Origin of the sequence: uncultured Agrobacterium sp., assembly GCF_913777885.1 — a bacterium.
In the GTDB taxonomy this organism is placed as follows: Bacteria; Pseudomonadota; Alphaproteobacteria; order Rhizobiales; family Rhizobiaceae; genus Agrobacterium.
In genome coordinates, this window is the sequence record NZ_CAJYTV010000003.1 from 199,256 (window position 1) to 217,580 (window position 18,325).

Below are 18,325 nucleotides of genomic sequence, written 5' to 3' on the forward strand. Positions count from 1 at the left end.
GACAGATGTCCCCCTGTCGGGCGAGGCTGCCGCGGAGTTCGCATCCCGCTGCGGTCAAGCCTTTGATCTTTGTTGTTCTAAAACTTGGTCGCGATCAGATGAAAAGTTGTTCGAACGGGCCAGCCGGAAGCGACAGTTGCAGCAGACGCGCGAAGATGAACCAGACGACGAAGCTGATCACGATGCCGAGCGGGATCGAGTAGTGCAGCTTCTTCTTGCCGAAGGCGCGTGCGGTAAAGGCAAACAGCAGGCCGGTGGCGATCGAAAAGCCTGCAATGTTCAACAGGAGCATCTGTGCAGCAAGACCGGCAACAACCCAGACAACGGGTGCGACCTCCTGTTTGTCACGCTCAGGAAACTCTCCGCGCCAGGCTTCGATGGCGGTCCAGATCGCCAGACCCACAAGACAGAAGGCGATGGCATAAGGCACGGTGGCGGGGCCGACCGGCGAATAGCCGGTAACGCTGGCCAGACGGCCGGAATCCCAGAAGATGACGGCAGCGATGGCGACAAGCGCCACCGCGATGAGGAGCGCCGCCCAATCAGGGCGGCGTTTTTGTGTCTGTGAGGGGTTGATACCCTGGTTCATTTTACAAGTCCGATGTCTTTGAGAATGGTCTCGGTTGCAGCCGTATCCTTGGCAAGTTCGGCCTTGAAGGCTTCACCGGCGAGATAGGTATCCGTCCAACCCTTCGTCTTCAGCGTTTCCTGCCACTTGGCGGATTTGACCAGCTTCTCGATATCGGCATTGACGGCCTTTTCCTGATCGGGCGTCAGGCCGGGAGGAGCGGCAACCATGCGCCAGTTCTGCACGACCACGTCGAGGCCGCTGTCCTTCAGGGTCGGTGCGTCAACGCCTGGAAGCTTCTCTGCGCTGGTGACAGCGAGAAGGCGAAGCGTGCCAGCCTTCACCTGGCTTTCAAATTCGCCATAGCCGGAAATACCGGCAGTGACCTGCGCGCCGAGGATGGAAGCAAGCGCTTCGCCGCCGCCGGAATAGGCGATGTAGTTGATCTTGGTCGGATCGACGCCTGCTGCCTTGGCAATCAGGCCCGCCGTGATGTGGTCGGTGCCGCCAGCCGAACCGCCGCCCCAGGACACGCTGCCCGGGTCCTTCTTCAGCTGCTCGATCAGTTCAGCCATCGTCTGGATCGGCGAGGAGGCCGGAACAACGACCGCCTCATATTCACCGGTCAGACGCGCGATCGGGGTGACGTCCTTGAGGGTCACAGGTGCCTTGTTGGTGAGGATAGCGCCAACCATGACATAGCCACCAACGATCAGCGCGTTGGCGTTGCCCTTCTGCTGGCTTGCGAACTGGGCCAGACCGATGGTGCCGCCAGCGCCTGGAACGTTTTGAACCTGCACGCTCTTGGAAATGCCTTCTTCCTGCAGAACCGTCTGCAGCGAGCGGGCCGTCTGGTCCCAGCCGCCGCCCGGATTGGCAGGCGCGATGATGGTGTAATCAGCAGCTGCTGCGGGAAGAGCGATGGCGCCAGCCAGAAGCGAGGCGAGGAAAAAATGCTTCAAAGTGAATCCTCCTTGAATGCCGTTTGGGCATCGTTGCGATCATTGACAACGGAAGGAGCACGCAGATTTGCCGACATGGCGCGAAGACGCTGCCTGTTGAACGGTACACTGCGATGAGACTTGCCTCCCGCTTCCTCACCCGCCTCCACGGCATGAAGAAGAATTGCAGAGCACCACACAAAGCTGTCATTTAACTGACGCTGATGGATGGTTGCAGCGTTTACCGGCTGTTAATTTTTGCGGCGAGGGCTGTGACGTGCGGTTTGCGTGAAGTTTCCTCCTTCCTGTGCTTGTCGCAGGAATAATGGGAAAGGTTGGCCGTCTACTGCGACCGCAAGGCCTCGTTCCAGCGCTCGATGATGCGCGCCCGCTTCACCTGGTCGAGATAGACCATCAGGCCGGGGCTGACCGGGACAGGGCGCAATTGTGCGCCATGGATGGCCTGCATTGTGTTGGCGGTATTTTCGCCGGCCACTTCCGGGCTGACGGCCGGGATCTGCAGCTGCCGTGCCATGATGGTCTGGCCTTCCTTCGACATGAAGAACTGCAGGTAGCGGCGTCCGAGTTCCGGATTGGCGGCGGCTTGCGGCACGAGGCCGATGCGCGACATGACCACGGTATAGTCGCTGGGCAGCATGATGCCGACATCCGGGTGACGGGCGGCCCAGTCTGCGGCGTAGGAGCCAAGGATGTTGTAGCCCAGCACGAAGCGGCCATCGGAGATGCGTTCCAGAATGGCGGAGCTGGTGGAATAGACTTTGACGCCCGCGGCCCCCATGGCCTTGATGACATTCCAGATATCTCCGAACTGCTCCTGGTCGCGCGACATGAAAAGGAAGCCGACGCCGGAGCGCTCGATGTCATAGGTGGCAATGCGGCCATGCACATCTTTGGCGTGGCGTTGCAGATACTCGACGAATTCAGCCCGGCTCGCGGGTGGCTTCTCGTTGACGAAGCTTGGCTTGTGATAGACGAAAACGGCGGGCTCGAAAGTCAGCGCGTAGGCGGTATTGCGCCAATTGGCCCAGGCGGGCCAAAGCGCGCTGCCGGGCAGATCGGAGCGCTGCGCGTAGCCGTCATTGCTGAGCTTTACCTGCAAGTCCATGGCGGAGGAGAAGGCGAAGTCCGCCGTCCTTCTGCCGCTATCGGTCTCCTCCACGATGCGGTCGTAAATCTCGCCGGTCAGCATGTCCTCATAGGATACGGCGACGTCCGGGTTGGCGCGCTGGAACCCTTCGATCATCGGGGTCGCCAGCGGCTCATCCAGCGAGGAGTAGACCACCAGCGTCTGGACGTCCGTCTTGCCGGACAATGCCGGAAAAAGCACTGGCTGCGCCTGAGACGCGGCACTGCCTAGAAGAAGGACACAAAGAGCAAGGGCGATACGCATGGGCGCGATCATGCCGCAGGGCGGTAATCTTCACAAGTCGCGCCTGCATAAGCGTCTGCTTTCTCGCGCAGACCATTCACAAGCGATATCGACTTCGCTAACGTCTGGATGAGAGAGGGGTTTTACGCTTGCGCATACTGCTGGTGGAGGACAATCAGGTTCTGTCGGAGGGACTGTCTGCGCTGTTGCGCGGCAGCGGCTATGCCGTGGATGTGGTGTCGGATGGCAATTCGGCGGATGCGGCAATTGCGGCGGAGAATTTCGACCTTGTTATTCTCGATCTCAACCTGCCGGAAAAGGATGGCATCGACGTGCTGCGCTCCATGCGCGCGCGCCAGGACAAGGCGGCCGTTCTGATCTTGACGGCCCGCGGCACGCCGGAAGAGAAGGTCAAGGGACTCGATCTCGGCGCTGACGACTACATGATCAAGCCCTTCGATATTGCCGAGTTCGAGGCGCGGGTGCGCGTGCTTTTGCGGCGCAATGCTGGCTTACGCTCTTCGCTGGTCAGCTTCGGCAATGTCTCCTTCGATCTCACGTCCCGGACTTTTTCGGCGGGCGGTCATCCGCTCGATCTGCCGGCGCGCGAAGTGGCATTGCTTGAGGTTCTGTTCATGCGGGCGGGCAAGGTCGTGGCGAAGGAAGCCATCGTTCAGTCGCTGACCGGTTTCGATGACGAGCTTTCCGGCAATGCCATCGAGCAATATGTCAGCCGTCTGCGCAAGCGGCTTGCACCCCACGGGCTGACGGTGAAGACCGCGCGCGGGATCGGTTACTATCTCGAAAGGCTGGCCGAGGCCGCCGAATGAGGAAAGTGGCCTATTCGCTGCGGCGCAGGCTTCTCGGCTGGCTGCTGGTGTCCACCGCGATCATCGGCTGCGTGGCACTTGCCGATACCTATCGCGAGGCAATCAACACCGCCAACATCGTGTCCGACCGCGTACTCTCCGGCTCGGCGCTTGCCATTGCCGAGCGCGTCGTGGTGGCGGAAAATGGCACGCTTGAGGTCGACATCCCCTATGTCGCGCTGGAAATGCTGACGTCGGCGGCGCAGGATCGCGTCTTCTATCGGGTGGATGGCCCGAACGGCCAGTTTTTGACCGGCTATCAGAACCTCCCTTCGGTGAACGGTCTGCAAGGCGACAGCCCACGCTTTCAGGATGCGGTGTTTCGCGGCGAGCCGATCCGCGTTGCGGCGCTGCGCCGCTTTGCCTCCACCGGCATCAATTCAGTGCCCTTTACCGTCACCGTTGCGGAAACCACCATTGCCCGCAGCCGGCTTGCCCGCGCCATCATCCTGCGCTCGGCGCTACGCCTGCTCTTGATGATTCTCGGTGCTGCGGCCATTGTCTGGGTGGCGGTGACAATTTCGCTTCGTCCACTGTATCGCCTGAGCGAGGCGATTGGCGAGCGCAGCCCGGACGATCTGCATCCTATCCGGCAATCCGTGCCGGTTGAGGTTGAAAATCTGGTGGAGACGGTCAACTCCTTCATGGTGCGGCTGCAATCGGCGCTTGATGCGCTGCGTCACTTCACCGGCAATGCCAGCCATCAGTTGCGCACGCCGCTTGCTATTATCCGCACGCAACTCGCGCTCGCCGCCCGCGCCCAGACGCTGGAAGAAGCCAAGGCGGCGGCCAAGAAGGGTGATGCTTCCGTTGCCCATGCAGAGCATATTCTGGCGCAGCTTTTGCGCATGGCCAATATCGATGCCGCAGGCTCGGGCGAGAAACAGAGCCTCGTTGCGGTCGATCTCGTGGCGCTCGCTCAGTCTGTCACGGCGGATTTCGTGCCGAGCGCGGCAGAGGCCGATATTGATCTCGGCTTCGAGGAGGTCGAGCCCGCAATGGTCGAGGCCGAACCGCTGCTGCTTCGAGAGCTTCTCGGCAACCTTATCAGCAACGCGATTGCTTACGCTGGGCGCGGCTCGGAAATCACCGTGCGGGTGCGCAAGATCGAAGGCAGAGCCTGTCTGGAAGTGGAGGATAACGGCATCGGCATCCCGCCTGAAAAACGCGCTGTCGTGCGTCAGCGTTTTGCGCGCGGCGAGGGGAATGTGGCGCCGGGAGCCGGTCTGGGATTGGCGATCGTCGAGGAGATTGCGACGCTCTTCAAGGCGCAGCTTGTTCTCGAGGATGGGACCGATGGGCGGGGCTTGAAAGCGTCGATCCGCTTCTGATCGGTCAAGATGGAAGGGGCAGGGCAGCTGATCGCCATCCCGCCCGTTCCAGAAGGTTTATTCGTTCACCTTGTCGATGATCTGCATCATGATGTCGGCGCAAGCCTTCATGGGCTCGTCGTCCGCACACTTTACGTCGATCTTGCTGTCGCCGTTTTCGATGCGGAAATGCGCGCCCTTGGCAGGCGGCGGCGGAGGAGGCATGTGACCGCGTGGACCGTCAGGGCCTGGGCCATCTGGGCCGGGGCCGCGTTCCATGGGGCCGCGAGGACCTGGCGGTGGCGGGGGCGGAGGTGCATCAGGCTTGGCCATGCCATCGGCCGGCGGTGCTGGCGGGGGCGGCGGAGGTGGCTGCTGCGCGAAAGCGGTTCCGGCCGCGAGGAAGAGTGCGGCGCCTGCGATAATCAGCTTTTTCATGAGGAAGCCTCTTGGTTGGACTGCGCAAGAGAAACGGCGCGGCGCGCTGTCAGTTGCTTATTGCCCAAAATTAATTTCGGCTTCCCCGAGGCTTAAGCTATCAGCCCATCCGCTCTGACGCATAGGATCCCGGGCTTGGCGGGAAGACCACGGTGCGGTTGCCATTGATGAAGGTGCGGTGGTGGATGTGGGCGTGGATGGCGCGGGCCAGTACCTGGCTTTCAACATCGCGGCCAAGCGAAACATAATCCTCTGCCGACTGTGCGTGGGTAATGCGCACCGTGTCCTGCTCGATGATTGGGCCTTCGTCGAGATCGGCGGTGACGTAATGGGCGGTGGCGCCAATCAGCTTCACGCCGCGCTCATAGGCCTGCTTGTAGGGGTTGGCACCCTTGAAGCTTGGCAGGAAGGAGTGGTGAATGTTGATGATCTTGCCGGACATCTTGCGGCACATGTCATCAGACAGAACCTGCATGTAGCGCGCCAGCACCACGAGTTCGGTGCCGGTGCTTTCGATCAGGTCGTTCAGCTGCGCTTCTGCCTTCGGCTTGTTTTCCTTCGTCACCTTGATGTGGTGGAAGGGGATATCATGGTTTACGACGACCTTCTGGTAATCGAAGTGGTTGGACACGACGCCAACGATATCGATGGGCAGCGCGCCTATCTTCCAACGGTAGAGCAGGTCGTTGAGACAATGGCCAAAACGCGACACCATCAGCAGCGTCTTGGTACGCTCGCCATCATGGAATATTTCGGCTTCCATCTTGAAACGCTCGGCAACCGGCGCGAAGCCTTGCTTGATCTCTGCAAGCGACACGCCCTCTTCTGAAATGAAGGAGACGCGCATGAAGAACTTGCCGGTTTCAAGATCGTCGAACTGCGAGCTATCGACGATATTGCAACCCTTTTCCGCGAGATAGCCTGAGATGGCGGCGACAATTCCGCGTGTCGATTGGCAGGCTACGGTCAATACATAGGTCGTCATCTGGTCTGTCCCCTCGCGGTCTTCCTGGTGCCTAATAGCGCAAGCAGGCGTCAGCGCAAGTCTTCCGCTGCATCCCTTTCACGCTTCAGATCAATGTGTTGAATTCATAAGGCACGCAAGGCGCGCTGAACATGCCGGGAGCGACATCCGATGTTCAAAGCAGGAGTGCATTGACGCGGCGTGGGCAAGCGCATTCGGCTAGCGGAAAGCCGCCGCGCTGTGGCGCGCGGCAGGCTTGAAGCGCTTCAATCAGGCGCAAAACTGTCGCGCAGGGTCTCGAAGCGGACCACCTGGTGAGCAAGCAGTTGCTTCTCGGCATCGCGGCGCACGAAGATCTTGAACATGGCATTGCCCGCCGCGTTCATGAACCAGACCGAAAGCGAACGGCGTCCGTGGAAGGTGCGGTCGACGAAGGCAATGGAGACGCACGCCTCCTTCTTGATATGGCCCCCAATCGGGCTGTCACCATGGATGTTGAACCAGCCATGGCCTTCGCTGCCTTCCGGCAGCGTGCCCGCCACTTCGAAGACGATATCCGGCGTCTGGACTACCATCAGGATTTCGCCCCAGCTACGCAGCTCATCCCAGATGGGGTTGAAGCTTTCAGAAGGCGCCTGGATTGCGGCACCGTGCGGCAGAATCGCCAGAATCTCGGCGGGCGTCACGTTTGCCCTGCCGGCAATGGCTTCCACCACGCCATCCGGCTTTTCGGCCAGTGCTGCTTCAGCGCGGCGGCGTCGCTCATCGGCTTCGTCTGTCATCAGCGCACTCATCGTCATGCGGCGACCGAGAGTGTTTCGCCGTTCTTGTCCTCATGGATGATGACGTCGAAGCCTTCGAAATGCGGGCCGGAGAGATACTCGACCTTGCCGCGATTGTTGCCGGCATTGGCGTGTGCCGCACGGAACTGCTCGGAGCGCGTCCAAGCGGTGAAGTCTTCCTTGGTGGCCCAGACGGTGTGGGAGGCATAAAGCGTATGGTCTTCTGCCGTCGCGCCCTTCAGCATGTGGAATTCGAGGTAGCCCGGCATTTCGCTCAGGTGGCGCTTGCGCTCGCGCCAGATGGTCTCGAAGGCTTCCTCATAGCCCGGGACAACGCGGAAGCGGTTCATTGCAATAAACATTTTTGTCTCCATTAAGTGGTGTTTGACAGTCAGGATATTGAGCGCTTCGCCAAATGAAAAGAGCAAAATCTAAAAGGTAGGTGAAATACTCCACTTTAATGGATTGTGCGTGTTTTAAAGATGTGTAAATAACTCAACTTATGTGCGGCGGTCTTGCCGCGCTGTTCGATAGCAGGGTTCTCACATGCCGATTTCCGTTCGTTCCGCTTTCCTTGGTGTTCTTTTGCCAGCGCTGGTCATTGCCGTGTCGCTCCCGGCGGGGGCATCTGAGAAGGGCAATCCGGACGCCAAGCGGATCGTCTCGGTCGGCGGCACAATCACGGAAATTCTCTACGCGCTTGGTGCGGGCGACCGGGTGATTGCCCGCGATTCGACCAGCACCTATCCCGCAGAGGTCACCGCCAAGCCGGATGTCGGCTATATGCGGGCGCTCTCTTCCGAAGGCGTTCTGGCGCAGAAGCCGGACCTGATCCTGTCTGAAGATGGTGCCGGCCCGCCGGACGTGATCGGCATTTTGAAAGCCAGCGAAGTGCCGATGATGACGGTGGATACGCCGCCAGATGCAAAGGCGATCGGCAAGAAGATCGAGGATGTCGGTGCGGCTGTCGGCCTTGCAGACAAGGCCAAGGTTCTGGCCGACAAGGTCGATGCCGACTTGGCTATTCTCTCCAAGGATGTTTCTGCCGTCGGGACCAAGAAAAAGCGTGTGCTCTTCGTGTTGTCCATGGCGGGTGGGCGCATCATGGCCGCGGGCAAGGATACCGAGGCGGCAGCGATCATCGAGCTTGCAGGCGGCGTCAATGCCGCACCTGAGATCACCGGCTACAAGCCACTGACGGATGAGGCGGTGATTGCCGCAGCCCCCGATGTCATTCTTACCATGCAGCGTGGCGATCACGCGGCAAAGCCAGACGATGTCTTTGTGCTGCCCGCCTTCCAGTCCACACCTGCCGCTGCTGCAAAAGCCCTGATCAGCATGGACGGACTTTACCTGATCGGCTTTGGTCCACGCACGCCCGCTGCCGGACGCGAGCTGGCATCGAAGCTCTATCCGGAGATCGTCAAGCCGTGAGCGCTGTTGCGATGAATGCGACGGTGGGACGAGTGCCGGGGGATGGATCCCGCAAGGGTCTACTTACCCTTGTCGCGCTTTGCCTCATCCTGCTTCTCGCCTGCCTCGTGTCGCTGGCAAGCGGCCCAACCGGTGTGGGCTTACATGAACTCTGGCTCTATTTTACCGGCGGTGCAGCGGACATGGATGCGCGCGACCGCGTTATTCTTGAGGCTGTGCGTTTACCCCGCACCGGGCTCGGTCTGATGATCGGCGCGGCACTTGCCGTTTCCGGTGCGATGATGCAGGGGCTGTTTCGCAACCCGCTCGCCGATCCCGGTCTGGTGGGCGTCACTTCGGGCGCTGCTCTCTTTGCCGTGGCTGCTCTGGCGCTGGGTGGCGGGGTTCTGGCACCCCTTTCGCTCTTTCTCGGCGTTCACTTTCTGCCGGTGATGGCCTTTGCCGGTGGGCTGATCAACACCTTCCTGCTTTATCTGATCGCCACCCGCAATGGGGCGACGTCGACCACGGTGCTGATCCTTGCCGGTATTGCGGTGGCTGCCTTGAGCGGCGCGCTGACCGGCCTGATGATTTTCATGGCCGATGACCGGGCGCTGCGCGACATCACTTTCTGGAGCCTCGGGTCTCTGGGTGGTGCAACGTCGACCAAGGTGCTGGCCACGCTGCCCTTCATGCTGGCGATCCTTGCCAGCATTCCCTTCGTTTCCAAGGGGCTCGATGCGCTGATCCTTGGCGACGCGGCAGCCTTCCACATGGGCATTCCTGTGCAGCGGCTGAAGCGCATCGTTATCGTAGTGGTGGCGGCCGCTTGTGGCGCGAGTGTCGCAGCCGCCGGCTCCATCGGCTTCGTTGGCATCGTCGTGCCGCATCTGTTGCGCCTCGTCATAGGCTCGTCGCATCGCTTCCTGTTGCCGTCATCGGCAATCGGGGGAGCAGCACTGCTGCTGCTGGCCGACAGTTTTGCGCGCACCGTTGCTGCGCCTGCCGAACTTCCGATCGGCGTGGTGATGGCGCTGATCGGCGCGCCGGTCTTCCTCTTCCTGCTGCTTGGCAAGAACGGCCTCGGGTTGAGGAGCACGACATGATTTCGGCGCGCAATGTCACTGTCACGCGTGGACAACGGCACCTCATCGATAACGTCTCCATTAGCCTGACACCTGGCACCTTCAGCGTCATCATCGGGCCGAATGGCGCGGGCAAGTCAACGCTGATGAAGGTGTTGTGCGGCGAGCTGGCGCCGGATGCGGGAGAGGTGGCTTATGGCAATGTCGACCTCTCCGTCTTCTCTCCTGTGCAGCTTGCCCGCCTTCGCGCCGTTTTGCCGCAGAGCACGGTGCTCGCCTTTCCTTTCACCGCTCTTGAAATCGTGCGGATGGGAGCCGTCGCCCAGGGTTCTCGCATTCCCGATGAACAGGCCCGACGGGCGCTTGCGAAAGTGGGTTTAAGCGGTTTTGAGGGGCGAGCCTATAATGTGCTGTCGGGCGGAGAGCAGCAGCGGGTGCAGTTTGCCCGCGCACTTGCGCAGGTCCCGTATCCGCTGGAGAATGGCGAAAGCCGCGTGCTGCTGCTGGATGAACCGACTTCAAGCCTCGACCTTGGCCATCAGATTTCGGTCCTGGAAACAGCCAAAGACTTCGTTGCCGCTGGCGGCACGGTGCTGGCGATCCTGCATGATCTCAATCTCGCAGCGGAGTTTGCCGATCAACTTATCGTCATGCACCGAGGGGCTGTGACGGCTTGCGGATCAGCGCTCGAAACCATCAACGACGAAACGATTGCGCGTGTGTATGGCGTGGGTGGCGCAGTGGGGCGTTTGCCAGCCGATCACATTGCCTATGTGCTGCCGCAGGCGCGTCATCGTTAGGCCGCCACGTCAGCCTTTGGGCGGCGAGGGGCGCGTGACGACGAAGGTTGCGGCGCTGATCATCACGACCGCGACGATCACTGCGTAAAGCGCCGGTGGCGCGATGATGAAGACGTAAATCAGGTAACTCATTGTCATCAAAGAGACTGCGGCGATTTTGGCCCGACGCGGGATAGCGCCGTGCTCGCGCCAGTTGCTTAAGGATTTGCCGAAGCGCGGGTGGTTCAGCAGCCAGGCTTCCAGCCGGGGCGACGATTTGGAAAAACACCAGAGCGCAAGCAGAAGGAAAGGTGTCGTGGGAAGTAGAGGCAGAAAGGCTCCGACCACGCCCGTGGCGACCATCAGACAGCCGAGACAGAGATAAAAGATGCGCATATCTGCCGGTAACACGCGCGTGCCAGACTGACAAAGGAAAAGCGTGTCAGAGCCGCGTCCCACGCCAAGGGGTTGAAATATCTGCGTTCCGGCTTTATCTGGCTGCCAAAATGCCGGGATATAACCGGATAGGGCGTGGCGCGCCAAACCTATAGCGGTTTTGGAATGACGGTATGCGACAACAAAAACGTAAAGCGTGAGAAGCGAATCGGACAGATCGTGAAACGCTTTAACAGGCAGAAGGAAAACACCATGGCGAAGTTGGTCCACTCGATGGTTCGGGTGCTGGACGAAAAACGTTCGGTGGATTTTTACAAGCAGGCTTTCGATCTCGACATCGCTGACCGCTTTGAGTTCGATACCTTCACGCTGATCTACCTCAGCAACGCCGCAGGCGATTTCGAGCTGGAATTGACGGTGAACAAGGGCCGTGAAGTGCCTTACGCGCTGGGCGACGGTTACGGTCATCTGGCCGTCAGTGTCGAAGACGTGGATGCCGAGCATCAGCGCCTGTCCGAGCTTGGTCTGTCTGTTGGCAAGATCATCGAGGCAGATTACAAAGGGGCATCCTTCGCCAAGTATTTCTTCATCTGCGATCCGGATGGCTACAAGATCGAAGTGCTGCAGCGAGGCAACCGCTTCAAATAAGCCCCTTATGAAAGATGGCTCACCATGGCAGAGGCTGGCGTAAAGCTGGAAGAGAGCTGGAAACAGGCGCTGTCGGCAGAATTTGACAGCCCCTATATGCAGAAGCTCAAGGGCTTTCTGTTGGCCGAGAAAGAGGCCGGAAAGCAGATCTTTCCCAAGGGACCTGAATATTTTCGTGCATTGGACCTGACCCCGCTCGATGAGGTCAAGGTGGTGATCCTGGGTCAGGACCCCTATCATGGGCCGGGCCAGGCGCATGGCTTGTGCTTTTCGGTGCAGCCCGGCGTGCGCATCCCGCCCTCGCTCGTGAATATTTACAAGGAACTGCAGAGCGATCTCGGGGTCCATCCCGTCAAGCACGGTTTTCTGGAGAGCTGGGCGAAGCAAGGCGTTCTGCTCCTCAACAGCGTGCTCACCGTGGAGCAGGCACGCGCCGCTTCGCATCAAGGCCAGGGCTGGGAGAAGTTCACCGATGCCGTCATCCGCACGGTGAACGAGCAATGTGACCATGTGGTGTTTCTGCTCTGGGGCGCTTACGCCCAGAAGAAAGCGTCTTTCGTCGATCAGCGCAAACATCTGGTGCTGAAATCGGTCCACCCATCGCCGCTTTCCGCCCATAACGGCTTCTTCGGCAACCACCATTTCTCAAAGGCCAATGCCTTCCTCGTCTCGCATGGACGAGACCCGATCGACTGGCAGTTGCCGGACGACGTGTGAGACAGTTGGATCGTTCCCAGAAAAAGAACGATCCGTTCTGATTGTTCACACTATGCGACGAGACCGATCTGCACCATCTTCAGCCCATCGAACAAGGCACATGCTTCCAGAATGAAGCAACCGCCGAAGGATAAGGGTTTTATCATGTTGAACCAGATCAAGGGCCTGCACCACGTCACCTCCATGGCCGGGAGTGCATCCGGCAATAACCGCTTTTTCACCGATACACTCGGCCTGCGCCGCGTGAAGCAGACGGTCAATTTCGATGCTCCGGATGTCTATCACCTCTATTACGGCGATGAGGTCGGCTCTCCAGGTTCGGTCATGACCTACTTCCCGTTTCCGCATATCGCTCGCGGACGTCCGGGTACTGGCGAGGTCGGCACCACGTTGTTCTCGGTGCCGGAGGGTTCGCTCGGTTACTGGCAGGACCGTCTTGTCAAAGCAAATGTCGAAGGGCTGAAAACCGATGAAGCCTTCGGCAACAAGCGCCTGCATTTTTCAGGTCCCGATGGTGATGGCTTCGCACTCGTGGAAGTCAAGGATGACGGCCGTGCCCAGTTCACGGGCAACGGTGTCGGTCAGGACCAGGCGATCCATGGCTTCCAGGGTGCGTCGCTTAGGCTGCGCGATGAAGGTGCGACCGCCGAACTGCTGAAGTTCATGGGCTATCAGGAAATCGACCGGCAGGATGGCGTTATCCGTCTTGGCATTCCCGGTGGCAATGGTGCCGATGTGATCGATATCGAGACCATGCCGAATATTTCCGGCGCGCGTCTGGGTGCCGGCTCCGTCCATCACATTGCCTTTGCTGTCGAAAACCGCGCCAAGCAGTTGGAAGTCAGAAAAGCGCTGATGGATACGGGCTATCAGGTTACGCCGGTCATCGACCGCGATTACTTCTGGGCGATCTATTTCCGCACGCCGGGCGGTGTGCTGTTCGAAATCGCCACTAATGAGCCGGGCTTCGACCGTGATGAGGACACCGCGCATCTGGGTGAAACGCTGCAATTACCTGAGCAGCACAAGCATCTGCGGCCCTTCCTCGAGCAGCATCTAGAGCCCCTGGATGGCCCTGCCAACGCTTGAACCGATGCGAAGAGAGGCTGGCAGTGATGGCTGCCAGCCTTGAGCAAAGCAGGCTTCAGGAGCATGTCATGAGCAAGGAAAGTTATATTCACAAAGTGCGCGAAGGTGCGGCTGGGCAGCCTATCTTCTTCGTTTTTCACGGCACCGGCGGCGATGAGAACCAGTTCTTCGATTTCGCGTCGCGGCTTTTGCCCAATGCGACGGTGGTTTCGCCGCGCGGCGATGTCTCGGAACACGGCGCAGCCCGTTTCTTCCGCCGCAAGGCTGAAGGCGTTTACGATCTCGATGATCTGGACCGGGGGACACGCCGTATGGCCGACTTTGTTGCGGCGCATCGCGATGGGTATCAGGCAGGGAAGGTCATCGGGCTCGGATTTTCCAACGGTGCCAACATTCTTGCCAATGTGTTGATCGAGTTTCCCGATCTCTTCGATGCGGCGGCGCTGATGCATCCGCTCATTCCGTTCGAGCCCAAAGCGGCGCCCGCGCCGCAAACGCGTCGGGTTCTGGTCACAGCCGGAGAACGTGACCCGATTTGCCCGGTGCCAGTGACCAAGGCGTTTGCCGCCTATCTGAAGGCCCAAGGCGGAGAGGTGACAGAGGAGTGGCATCCGGGTGGGCATGAGATCCGCTCGAACGAGATCGAAGCCGTGCGGACGTTTTTGACCCCCTTTATGTGACGTGTGGAGGACGCGGCGGCTTCCGGCTCAGCCGCGCCTCCTTCTCAATATCCACACTGGCGAAGCTGCGCCTCATAGCGGATCGCCATATTGGCGGAGCGGCGCGCCGCCTTCTGGATGGCCGTGTTATTGCGCCAAACGCCATTGGCGTAGCCGCCATGGCCGGAATAATAGGCGAGATAGAGATTGTAAGGATCGTTGAGTGCGATGCCGTTTTGGCGGTTGCTGGTGGAGTGATACCAGCCAACGAAATGGATGGCGTCGGTGAAATCGGTGCGGCTGGCATTCCAGCGGCCTGTTTCACGACGATAGCGGTCCCATGTGCCGTCCAGCGCCTGAGCGTAGCCATAGGCCGTGGACTGGCGTTTCCAGGGAATAAAGCCGAGCAGCTTGGTGCGTGGCGGGCGGGCATAGGGCTGGAAGCTCGATTCCGTATAGATCGTCGCCATCATGACCGGAACAGGCACGCCGAACTCGCGTTGCGCGGCTTCGGCATCCTTGCGCCAGTTGTTGAACATGCCGTTGCGCTGTTCGAAAATGGCGCAGGCATTGGTAATCTGCGACGGCGCTGTCGCACAGCCTGCCAGAACGATCAAAAGAAAAAGGGCGACAAAAACGCTACGCATCGCGGAAACCTTTCGTTCCGCACATTAGTAAATCGTAAATCTTAATGCTCGGTTTTGAGACAAGGTTAATGCAAATGCGATCTGTTAAGGTCTTGTTAACCCGTCAAATCCGGCCCATCGCCGAGGCCATCTGATAGAGCGCAAGACCGGACGCGGTGCCCGCGTTCAGGCTGTCGAGCTGCGGCGACTGAGCGATCCGGGCGGAATGGAACCGCGACAGAAGCTCGGGAGGCAGGCCATCGCCCTCGGTGCCGATAACGAGAGCCATGCGCGGGGAGGGCGGGATCTGTCGGATCTCGGTCTCGCCTGCGGGTGACAGGCTCCAGATTTCGAAACCTTGGCTTGCCAGTGCTTCCAGCATGGAAAGCGCATCTCCGCCGCGATGGTACGGCACGGAGAGGACCGAGCCGACAGAGACGCGTAGCGCCTTGCGATAAAGCGGGTCGCAGGAGGTCGTATCCAGAAAAACCGCATCGGCCATGAAAGCCGCGGCATTGCGAAACATCGCGCCCATATTGTCGTGATTGGAAAGGCCGCAGCCTGCGACGACCAGCGAGGTTTCCGGCAGGCTTGCAATGGTCTGCGCCATGTCGCGGCTTTCCACCCGCGCGCCAAGAGCCAATATGCCGCGATGCAGGTGAAAGCCGACGATGGTGTCCAGCACCTCGGCCTCTGCAACATAGACCGGCACGTCTGCCGGAAAATCGGAGAGAATATCCAGTACGCCAGCGAGGCGATTTTTCAAGATCAGGATGCATTCAGCACGGAAATCGCTGCCCGTCTTGTGGGCTGCCGCCAGCATGCGCAGCACCACCGTGCCTTCGACGATGAATTTACCGTGCCTGCCGGTCAGGTCGCGTTCCTTGATGTCGCGAAACGCAGCGATCCGAGGATCGTCTGCTCGCTCTATCGCAGTAGGACGCGCGCCGTTCGGCAGGGCAGGCAGATCATTGCGCATCGATGGTGATGTCCGCGATGAAGCGGCGCGTCTGGACATTAAAGACCAGCGCCTTGCGCGTGCCGTTGGCCAGGCGCCCATAAAACAGCATGTCGCCATTGGAGAAGGATACGTTCTCGATGGTAAAGCCTTGCGGTAGGCTAGCCGTTGCCGAAACCGGCTGGTCGGACGGGACCTGCGTAGACTGACCTGCTGCGGTTGTCGCGGTTTTCGATGGTCCCATCGCCTTGTAGACAACCGCGCCGAAGACGGCCATAAGGCTGATAAACATCACCAGGCCCGACACGATCTGCAAACGGATCATCTTGCGGCGAACTTTTTCCATGGCCGGGTCTAGCGGCTTGTCGTCCTGTTCGTCTTGCTCGATCTGCGTCATCTGGGTCCTTGGAAGTATCGGATTGATCGGAAATAAGAATGAACGACCCCTTTAAACAAGGCGAAGACGCAAGGAAAGTCCTGATTGCTGGTGAGGACGCCGAAGGGCGGCTCGATTCCTGGCTTGCAGCCGAAGTGGGGGGCGATCTTTCCCGCAGCCGTCTCAAGGCGCTGATTGAGCAGGGAGCCGTTTTCGTCAACGGTGCCGCCGTCACCGAGCCGAAGAAGAAGATCCGCGGCGGCGACCGGGTCGAGATCACCATGCCGGAGCCGGAAGATCCCGAACCCAAGGGTGAGGATATCCCGCTCGAGGTAGAATATGAGGATGACGATCTGATCGTGCTGATCAAGCCCGCCGGTCTGGTGGTGCATCCAGGCGCCGGCAACTGGACGGGAACGCTTGTCAACGCGCTTATCCATCACTGCGGCGATAGTCTTTCCGGCATTGGTGGCGTCAAGCGCCCAGGCATCGTTCACCGGCTGGACAAGGAAACCAGCGGCGTGATGGTGGTGGCCAAGAACGACAATGCCCACCGGCATCTGGCCGCACAATTTGCCGATCACGGTCGCACAGGCCCGCTGGAACGCGCCTATAAGGCAATCGTCTGGGGACGACCCAAGAGCCTGCGCGGCACTATCGACGCCGCGCTCGGTCGCAGCACCGACCGTACGAAACGCGCCGTCAAGCGCGAGGATGCCGATGATGCGCGCGAAGCCATCACCCACTACGAAGTGGTCGAGCGCTATCATGAAAAACCGGATGCAACGTCGCTCGCCTCCATGGTGGAATGCCAGCTCGAGACCGGCCGCACGCACCAGATCCGCGTCCATATGGCCCATATCGGTCATCCACTGATCGGAGATCCCGAATATGGTGCGGCTTTCCGTACGAAGGCCAACCTTCTGCCGGAACCGGCCAAGACGGTAGTCAACCGGTTCCCGCGCCAGGCACTCCACGCCTATTTGCTGGTGTTTGAGCATCCGCGTACAGGCGAGGTCATGGAGTTCGAAACTGATATGCCCGACGACATGGCCGAACTGGCGGATGCGCTGCGAGCTTAAGACAGCAAGTACCTGCGACAAATTTGCGCTGGAGCGCTCGCGATTTTTTCGGAACGATTTCAGCTGAAAGCGGTTTTTCCGGTGTCCCGTGATAAGGTAAACATTGGCTGGTATGAGCGTGGCGCGTTTCCTTGAAACGTGACTTGCGCATACATATTTATGACATGGCTTGAAGCGGGGTCGGAAATGAACCGCGAGAGGTTCGCCTGCGTTATAGGGAACCGTGCCTGATAAAATATAAAGGGGGTGCTCTATGGCCCGCAACAGTTTGCCATCAATTACGGCCGGTGAAGCCGGTCTGAACCGATATCTCGACGAAATTCGCAAGTTCCCAATGCTGGAACCGCAGGAAGAATATATGCTCGGCAAGCGTTACGCCGAGCATGGCGACAGAGATGCCGCTCATAAGCTTGTTACCAGCCATCTTCGTCTCGTTGCCAAGATCGCCATGGGTTACCGTGGTTACGGTCTGCCGATCGGCGAAGTCGTGTCTGAGGGCAATGTCGGCCTCATGCAGGCGGTGAAGAAGTTCGACCCCGATCGCGGCTTTCGCCTCGCGACCTATGCCATGTGGTGGATCAAGGCGTCTATCCAGGAGTATATCCTGCGCTCTTGGTCGCTCGTCAAAATGGGTACGACCGCCAATCAGAAGCGTCTGTTCTTCAACCTGCGCCGCCTCAAGGGACGGCTGCAGGCAATCGACGATGGCGATCTGAAGGCTGAGCACGTCAAGGAAATCGCGACGAAGCTACAGGTCTCTGAGGAAGAGGTCATTTCGATGAACCGTCGCCTGTCTGGTGACGCATCGCTGAATGCGCCGATCAAGGCGTCGGAAGGCGAATCCGGCCAGTGGCAGGATTGGCTGGTGGACGACCATGAAAGCCAGGAAGCGGTGCTGATTGAGCAGGATGAACTCGAAACCCGCCGCCGTATGCTCTCCAAGGCGCTTGGCGTGTTGAATGACCGCGAGCGTCGCATCTTCGAAGCACGCCGTCTGGCGGAAGATCCGGTCACGCTGGAAGAGCTTTCGACCGAGTTCGACATCAGCCGCGAGCGTGTTCGCCAGATCGAGGTCCGTGCCTTTGAAAAGGTGCAGGACGCGGTGCAGAAGGAAGCCGAAGAGGCTGCCAAGGCGTTGCGCGTCGTGGACGCTTGATCGGCGACTTCTCCATAACATTTTCTATCAAGCAAAAGCCCCGGTGAAGATCTTCACCGGGGCTTTTCGTTTAGTCTCG

The 18,325-nt window shown here is 59.6% G+C and carries 22 protein-coding genes; 11 read left to right on the forward strand and 11 right to left on the reverse strand.

All coding sequences use genetic code 11. The features are described 5' to 3' along the window. Positions 1-94 precede the first annotated feature (94 nt). From QZ869_RS01930 to QZ869_RS01940, 3 genes are all read right to left on the reverse strand, one after another. Positions 95-589: a tripartite tricarboxylate transporter TctB family protein gene (locus QZ869_RS01930; RefSeq protein ID WP_296102213.1), complete on the reverse strand. Its 495-nt coding sequence runs from the start codon at positions 587-589 to the stop codon at positions 95-97. Then, on the reverse strand, positions 586-1,530 hold the full coding sequence (locus tag QZ869_RS01935; protein ID WP_296016682.1) for a tripartite tricarboxylate transporter substrate binding protein: 945 nt from the start codon (positions 1,528-1,530) through the stop codon (positions 586-588). Before QZ869_RS01935 ends, QZ869_RS01930 begins: the two co-directional genes overlap by 4 nt. A 322-nt stretch (positions 1,531-1,852) precedes the next feature. Beyond that, the gene (locus QZ869_RS01940; protein WP_296036302.1) at positions 1,853-2,920 is read right to left on the reverse strand and encodes an ABC transporter substrate-binding protein; all 1,068 of its coding nucleotides are present in this window, start codon (positions 2,918-2,920) and stop codon (positions 1,853-1,855) included. 128 nt (positions 2,921-3,048) lie between these two features. On the opposite strand from QZ869_RS01940, the gene QZ869_RS01945 reads away from it, so the two are divergent. After that, on the forward strand, positions 3,049-3,729 hold the full coding sequence (locus QZ869_RS01945) for a response regulator transcription factor (RefSeq protein ID WP_112358502.1): 681 nt from the start codon (positions 3,049-3,051) through the stop codon (positions 3,727-3,729). Beyond that, entirely contained in the window at positions 3,726-5,099 is a 1,374-nt protein-coding gene (locus QZ869_RS01950; protein WP_296036304.1) for a sensor histidine kinase, read from the forward strand. Before QZ869_RS01945 ends, QZ869_RS01950 begins: the two co-directional genes overlap by 4 nt. A 57-nt stretch (positions 5,100-5,156) precedes the next feature. On the opposite strand, the gene QZ869_RS01955 is transcribed toward QZ869_RS01950, so the two are convergent. From QZ869_RS01955 to QZ869_RS01970, 4 genes are all read right to left on the reverse strand, one after another. After that, positions 5,157-5,516 carry a hypothetical protein gene (locus tag QZ869_RS01955; RefSeq protein ID WP_296020224.1) on the reverse strand — a complete coding sequence of 120 codons (360 nt, stop codon included), beginning with the start codon at positions 5,514-5,516 and terminating at the stop codon, positions 5,157-5,159. A gap of 100 nt (positions 5,517-5,616) precedes the next feature. Further along, positions 5,617-6,501, reverse strand: coding sequence for a formyltetrahydrofolate deformylase (purU, locus tag QZ869_RS01960; RefSeq protein WP_296020221.1), 885 nt, complete (start codon positions 6,499-6,501; stop codon positions 5,617-5,619). Between the two features lie 245 nt (positions 6,502-6,746). Beyond that, entirely contained in the window at positions 6,747-7,262 is a 516-nt protein-coding gene (gene hutX / locus QZ869_RS01965) for a heme utilization cystosolic carrier protein HutX (RefSeq protein WP_296036306.1), read from the reverse strand. Positions 7,263-7,276: 14 nt separating this feature from the next. After that, complete coding sequence (locus tag QZ869_RS01970; RefSeq protein ID WP_296036309.1) at positions 7,277-7,624, reverse strand: antibiotic biosynthesis monooxygenase; 348 nt, start codon at positions 7,622-7,624, stop codon at positions 7,277-7,279. 184 nt (positions 7,625-7,808) lie between these two features. Here QZ869_RS01970 and QZ869_RS01975 point away from each other — a divergent pair, with 184 nt between their 5' ends. From QZ869_RS01975 to QZ869_RS01985, 3 genes are read left to right on the forward strand one after another with little or no spacing between them, the layout of a single operon-like run. Next, positions 7,809-8,696, forward strand: coding sequence for a hemin ABC transporter substrate-binding protein (locus QZ869_RS01975; RefSeq protein WP_296102214.1), 888 nt, complete (start codon positions 7,809-7,811; stop codon positions 8,694-8,696). After that, positions 8,693-9,781: an iron ABC transporter permease gene (locus QZ869_RS01980; protein WP_296102216.1), complete on the forward strand. Its 1,089-nt coding sequence runs from the start codon at positions 8,693-8,695 to the stop codon at positions 9,779-9,781. The genes QZ869_RS01975 and QZ869_RS01980 overlap by 4 nt, the downstream gene beginning before the upstream one ends. Next, positions 9,778-10,560, forward strand: coding sequence for a heme ABC transporter ATP-binding protein (locus QZ869_RS01985; RefSeq protein ID WP_296102218.1), 783 nt, complete (start codon positions 9,778-9,780; stop codon positions 10,558-10,560). The genes QZ869_RS01980 and QZ869_RS01985 overlap by 4 nt, the downstream gene beginning before the upstream one ends. A gap of 9 nt (positions 10,561-10,569) precedes the next feature. On the opposite strand, the gene QZ869_RS01990 is transcribed toward QZ869_RS01985, so the two are convergent. After that, a complete protein-coding gene (locus QZ869_RS01990; protein ID WP_296102219.1) occupies positions 10,570-10,935 on the reverse strand; it encodes a YbaN family protein in 366 nt (121 codons plus the stop codon). Positions 10,936-11,187: 252 nt separating this feature from the next. Between QZ869_RS01990 and QZ869_RS01995 the strand changes: the two genes are divergently transcribed. The 4 genes from QZ869_RS01995 to QZ869_RS02010 all read left to right on the forward strand — a co-directional run bounded on the left by QZ869_RS01995 (position 11,188) and on the right by QZ869_RS02010 (position 14,069). After that, positions 11,188-11,583, forward strand: coding sequence for a VOC family protein (locus tag QZ869_RS01995; protein WP_296020200.1), 396 nt, complete (start codon positions 11,188-11,190; stop codon positions 11,581-11,583). Positions 11,584-11,607: 24 nt separating this feature from the next. Beyond that, positions 11,608-12,300, forward strand: a complete 693-nt coding sequence (gene ung / locus QZ869_RS02000) for a uracil-DNA glycosylase (protein ID WP_296078322.1) — start codon at positions 11,608-11,610, stop codon at positions 12,298-12,300. A 144-nt stretch (positions 12,301-12,444) separates the two neighbouring features. Further along, positions 12,445-13,389, forward strand: coding sequence for a VOC family protein (locus QZ869_RS02005; RefSeq protein ID WP_296102220.1), 945 nt, complete (start codon positions 12,445-12,447; stop codon positions 13,387-13,389). A 68-nt stretch (positions 13,390-13,457) separates the two neighbouring features. After that, complete coding sequence (locus tag QZ869_RS02010) at positions 13,458-14,069, forward strand: alpha/beta hydrolase (RefSeq protein ID WP_296085798.1); 612 nt, start codon at positions 13,458-13,460, stop codon at positions 14,067-14,069. A 44-nt stretch (positions 14,070-14,113) separates the two neighbouring features. Here QZ869_RS02010 and QZ869_RS02015 read toward each other — a convergent pair whose 3' ends face one another. The 3 genes from QZ869_RS02015 to QZ869_RS02025 form a co-directional block, all read right to left on the reverse strand. After that, positions 14,114-14,695, reverse strand: coding sequence for a transglycosylase SLT domain-containing protein (locus QZ869_RS02015; protein WP_296020191.1), 582 nt, complete (start codon positions 14,693-14,695; stop codon positions 14,114-14,116). 103 nt (positions 14,696-14,798) lie between these two features. Next, complete coding sequence (locus QZ869_RS02020; protein WP_296102223.1) at positions 14,799-15,653, reverse strand: RNA methyltransferase; 855 nt, start codon at positions 15,651-15,653, stop codon at positions 14,799-14,801. Then, positions 15,643-16,029, reverse strand: a complete 387-nt coding sequence (locus QZ869_RS02025) for a hypothetical protein (protein ID WP_296102225.1) — start codon at positions 16,027-16,029, stop codon at positions 15,643-15,645. Before QZ869_RS02025 ends, QZ869_RS02020 begins: the two co-directional genes overlap by 11 nt. A 38-nt stretch (positions 16,030-16,067) precedes the next feature. On the opposite strand from QZ869_RS02025, the gene QZ869_RS02030 reads away from it, so the two are divergent. Further along, positions 16,068-17,090 (forward strand): RluA family pseudouridine synthase, encoded by a 1,023-nt coding sequence (locus QZ869_RS02030; protein ID WP_296096775.1) that lies wholly within the window; start codon positions 16,068-16,070, stop codon positions 17,088-17,090. A gap of 253 nt (positions 17,091-17,343) precedes the next feature. Continuing rightward, positions 17,344-18,246 carry an RNA polymerase sigma factor RpoH gene (rpoH, locus tag QZ869_RS02035; protein WP_296020180.1) on the forward strand — a complete coding sequence of 301 codons (903 nt, stop codon included), beginning with the start codon at positions 17,344-17,346 and terminating at the stop codon, positions 18,244-18,246. The last annotated feature ends 79 nt before the right edge of the window (positions 18,247-18,325 follow it).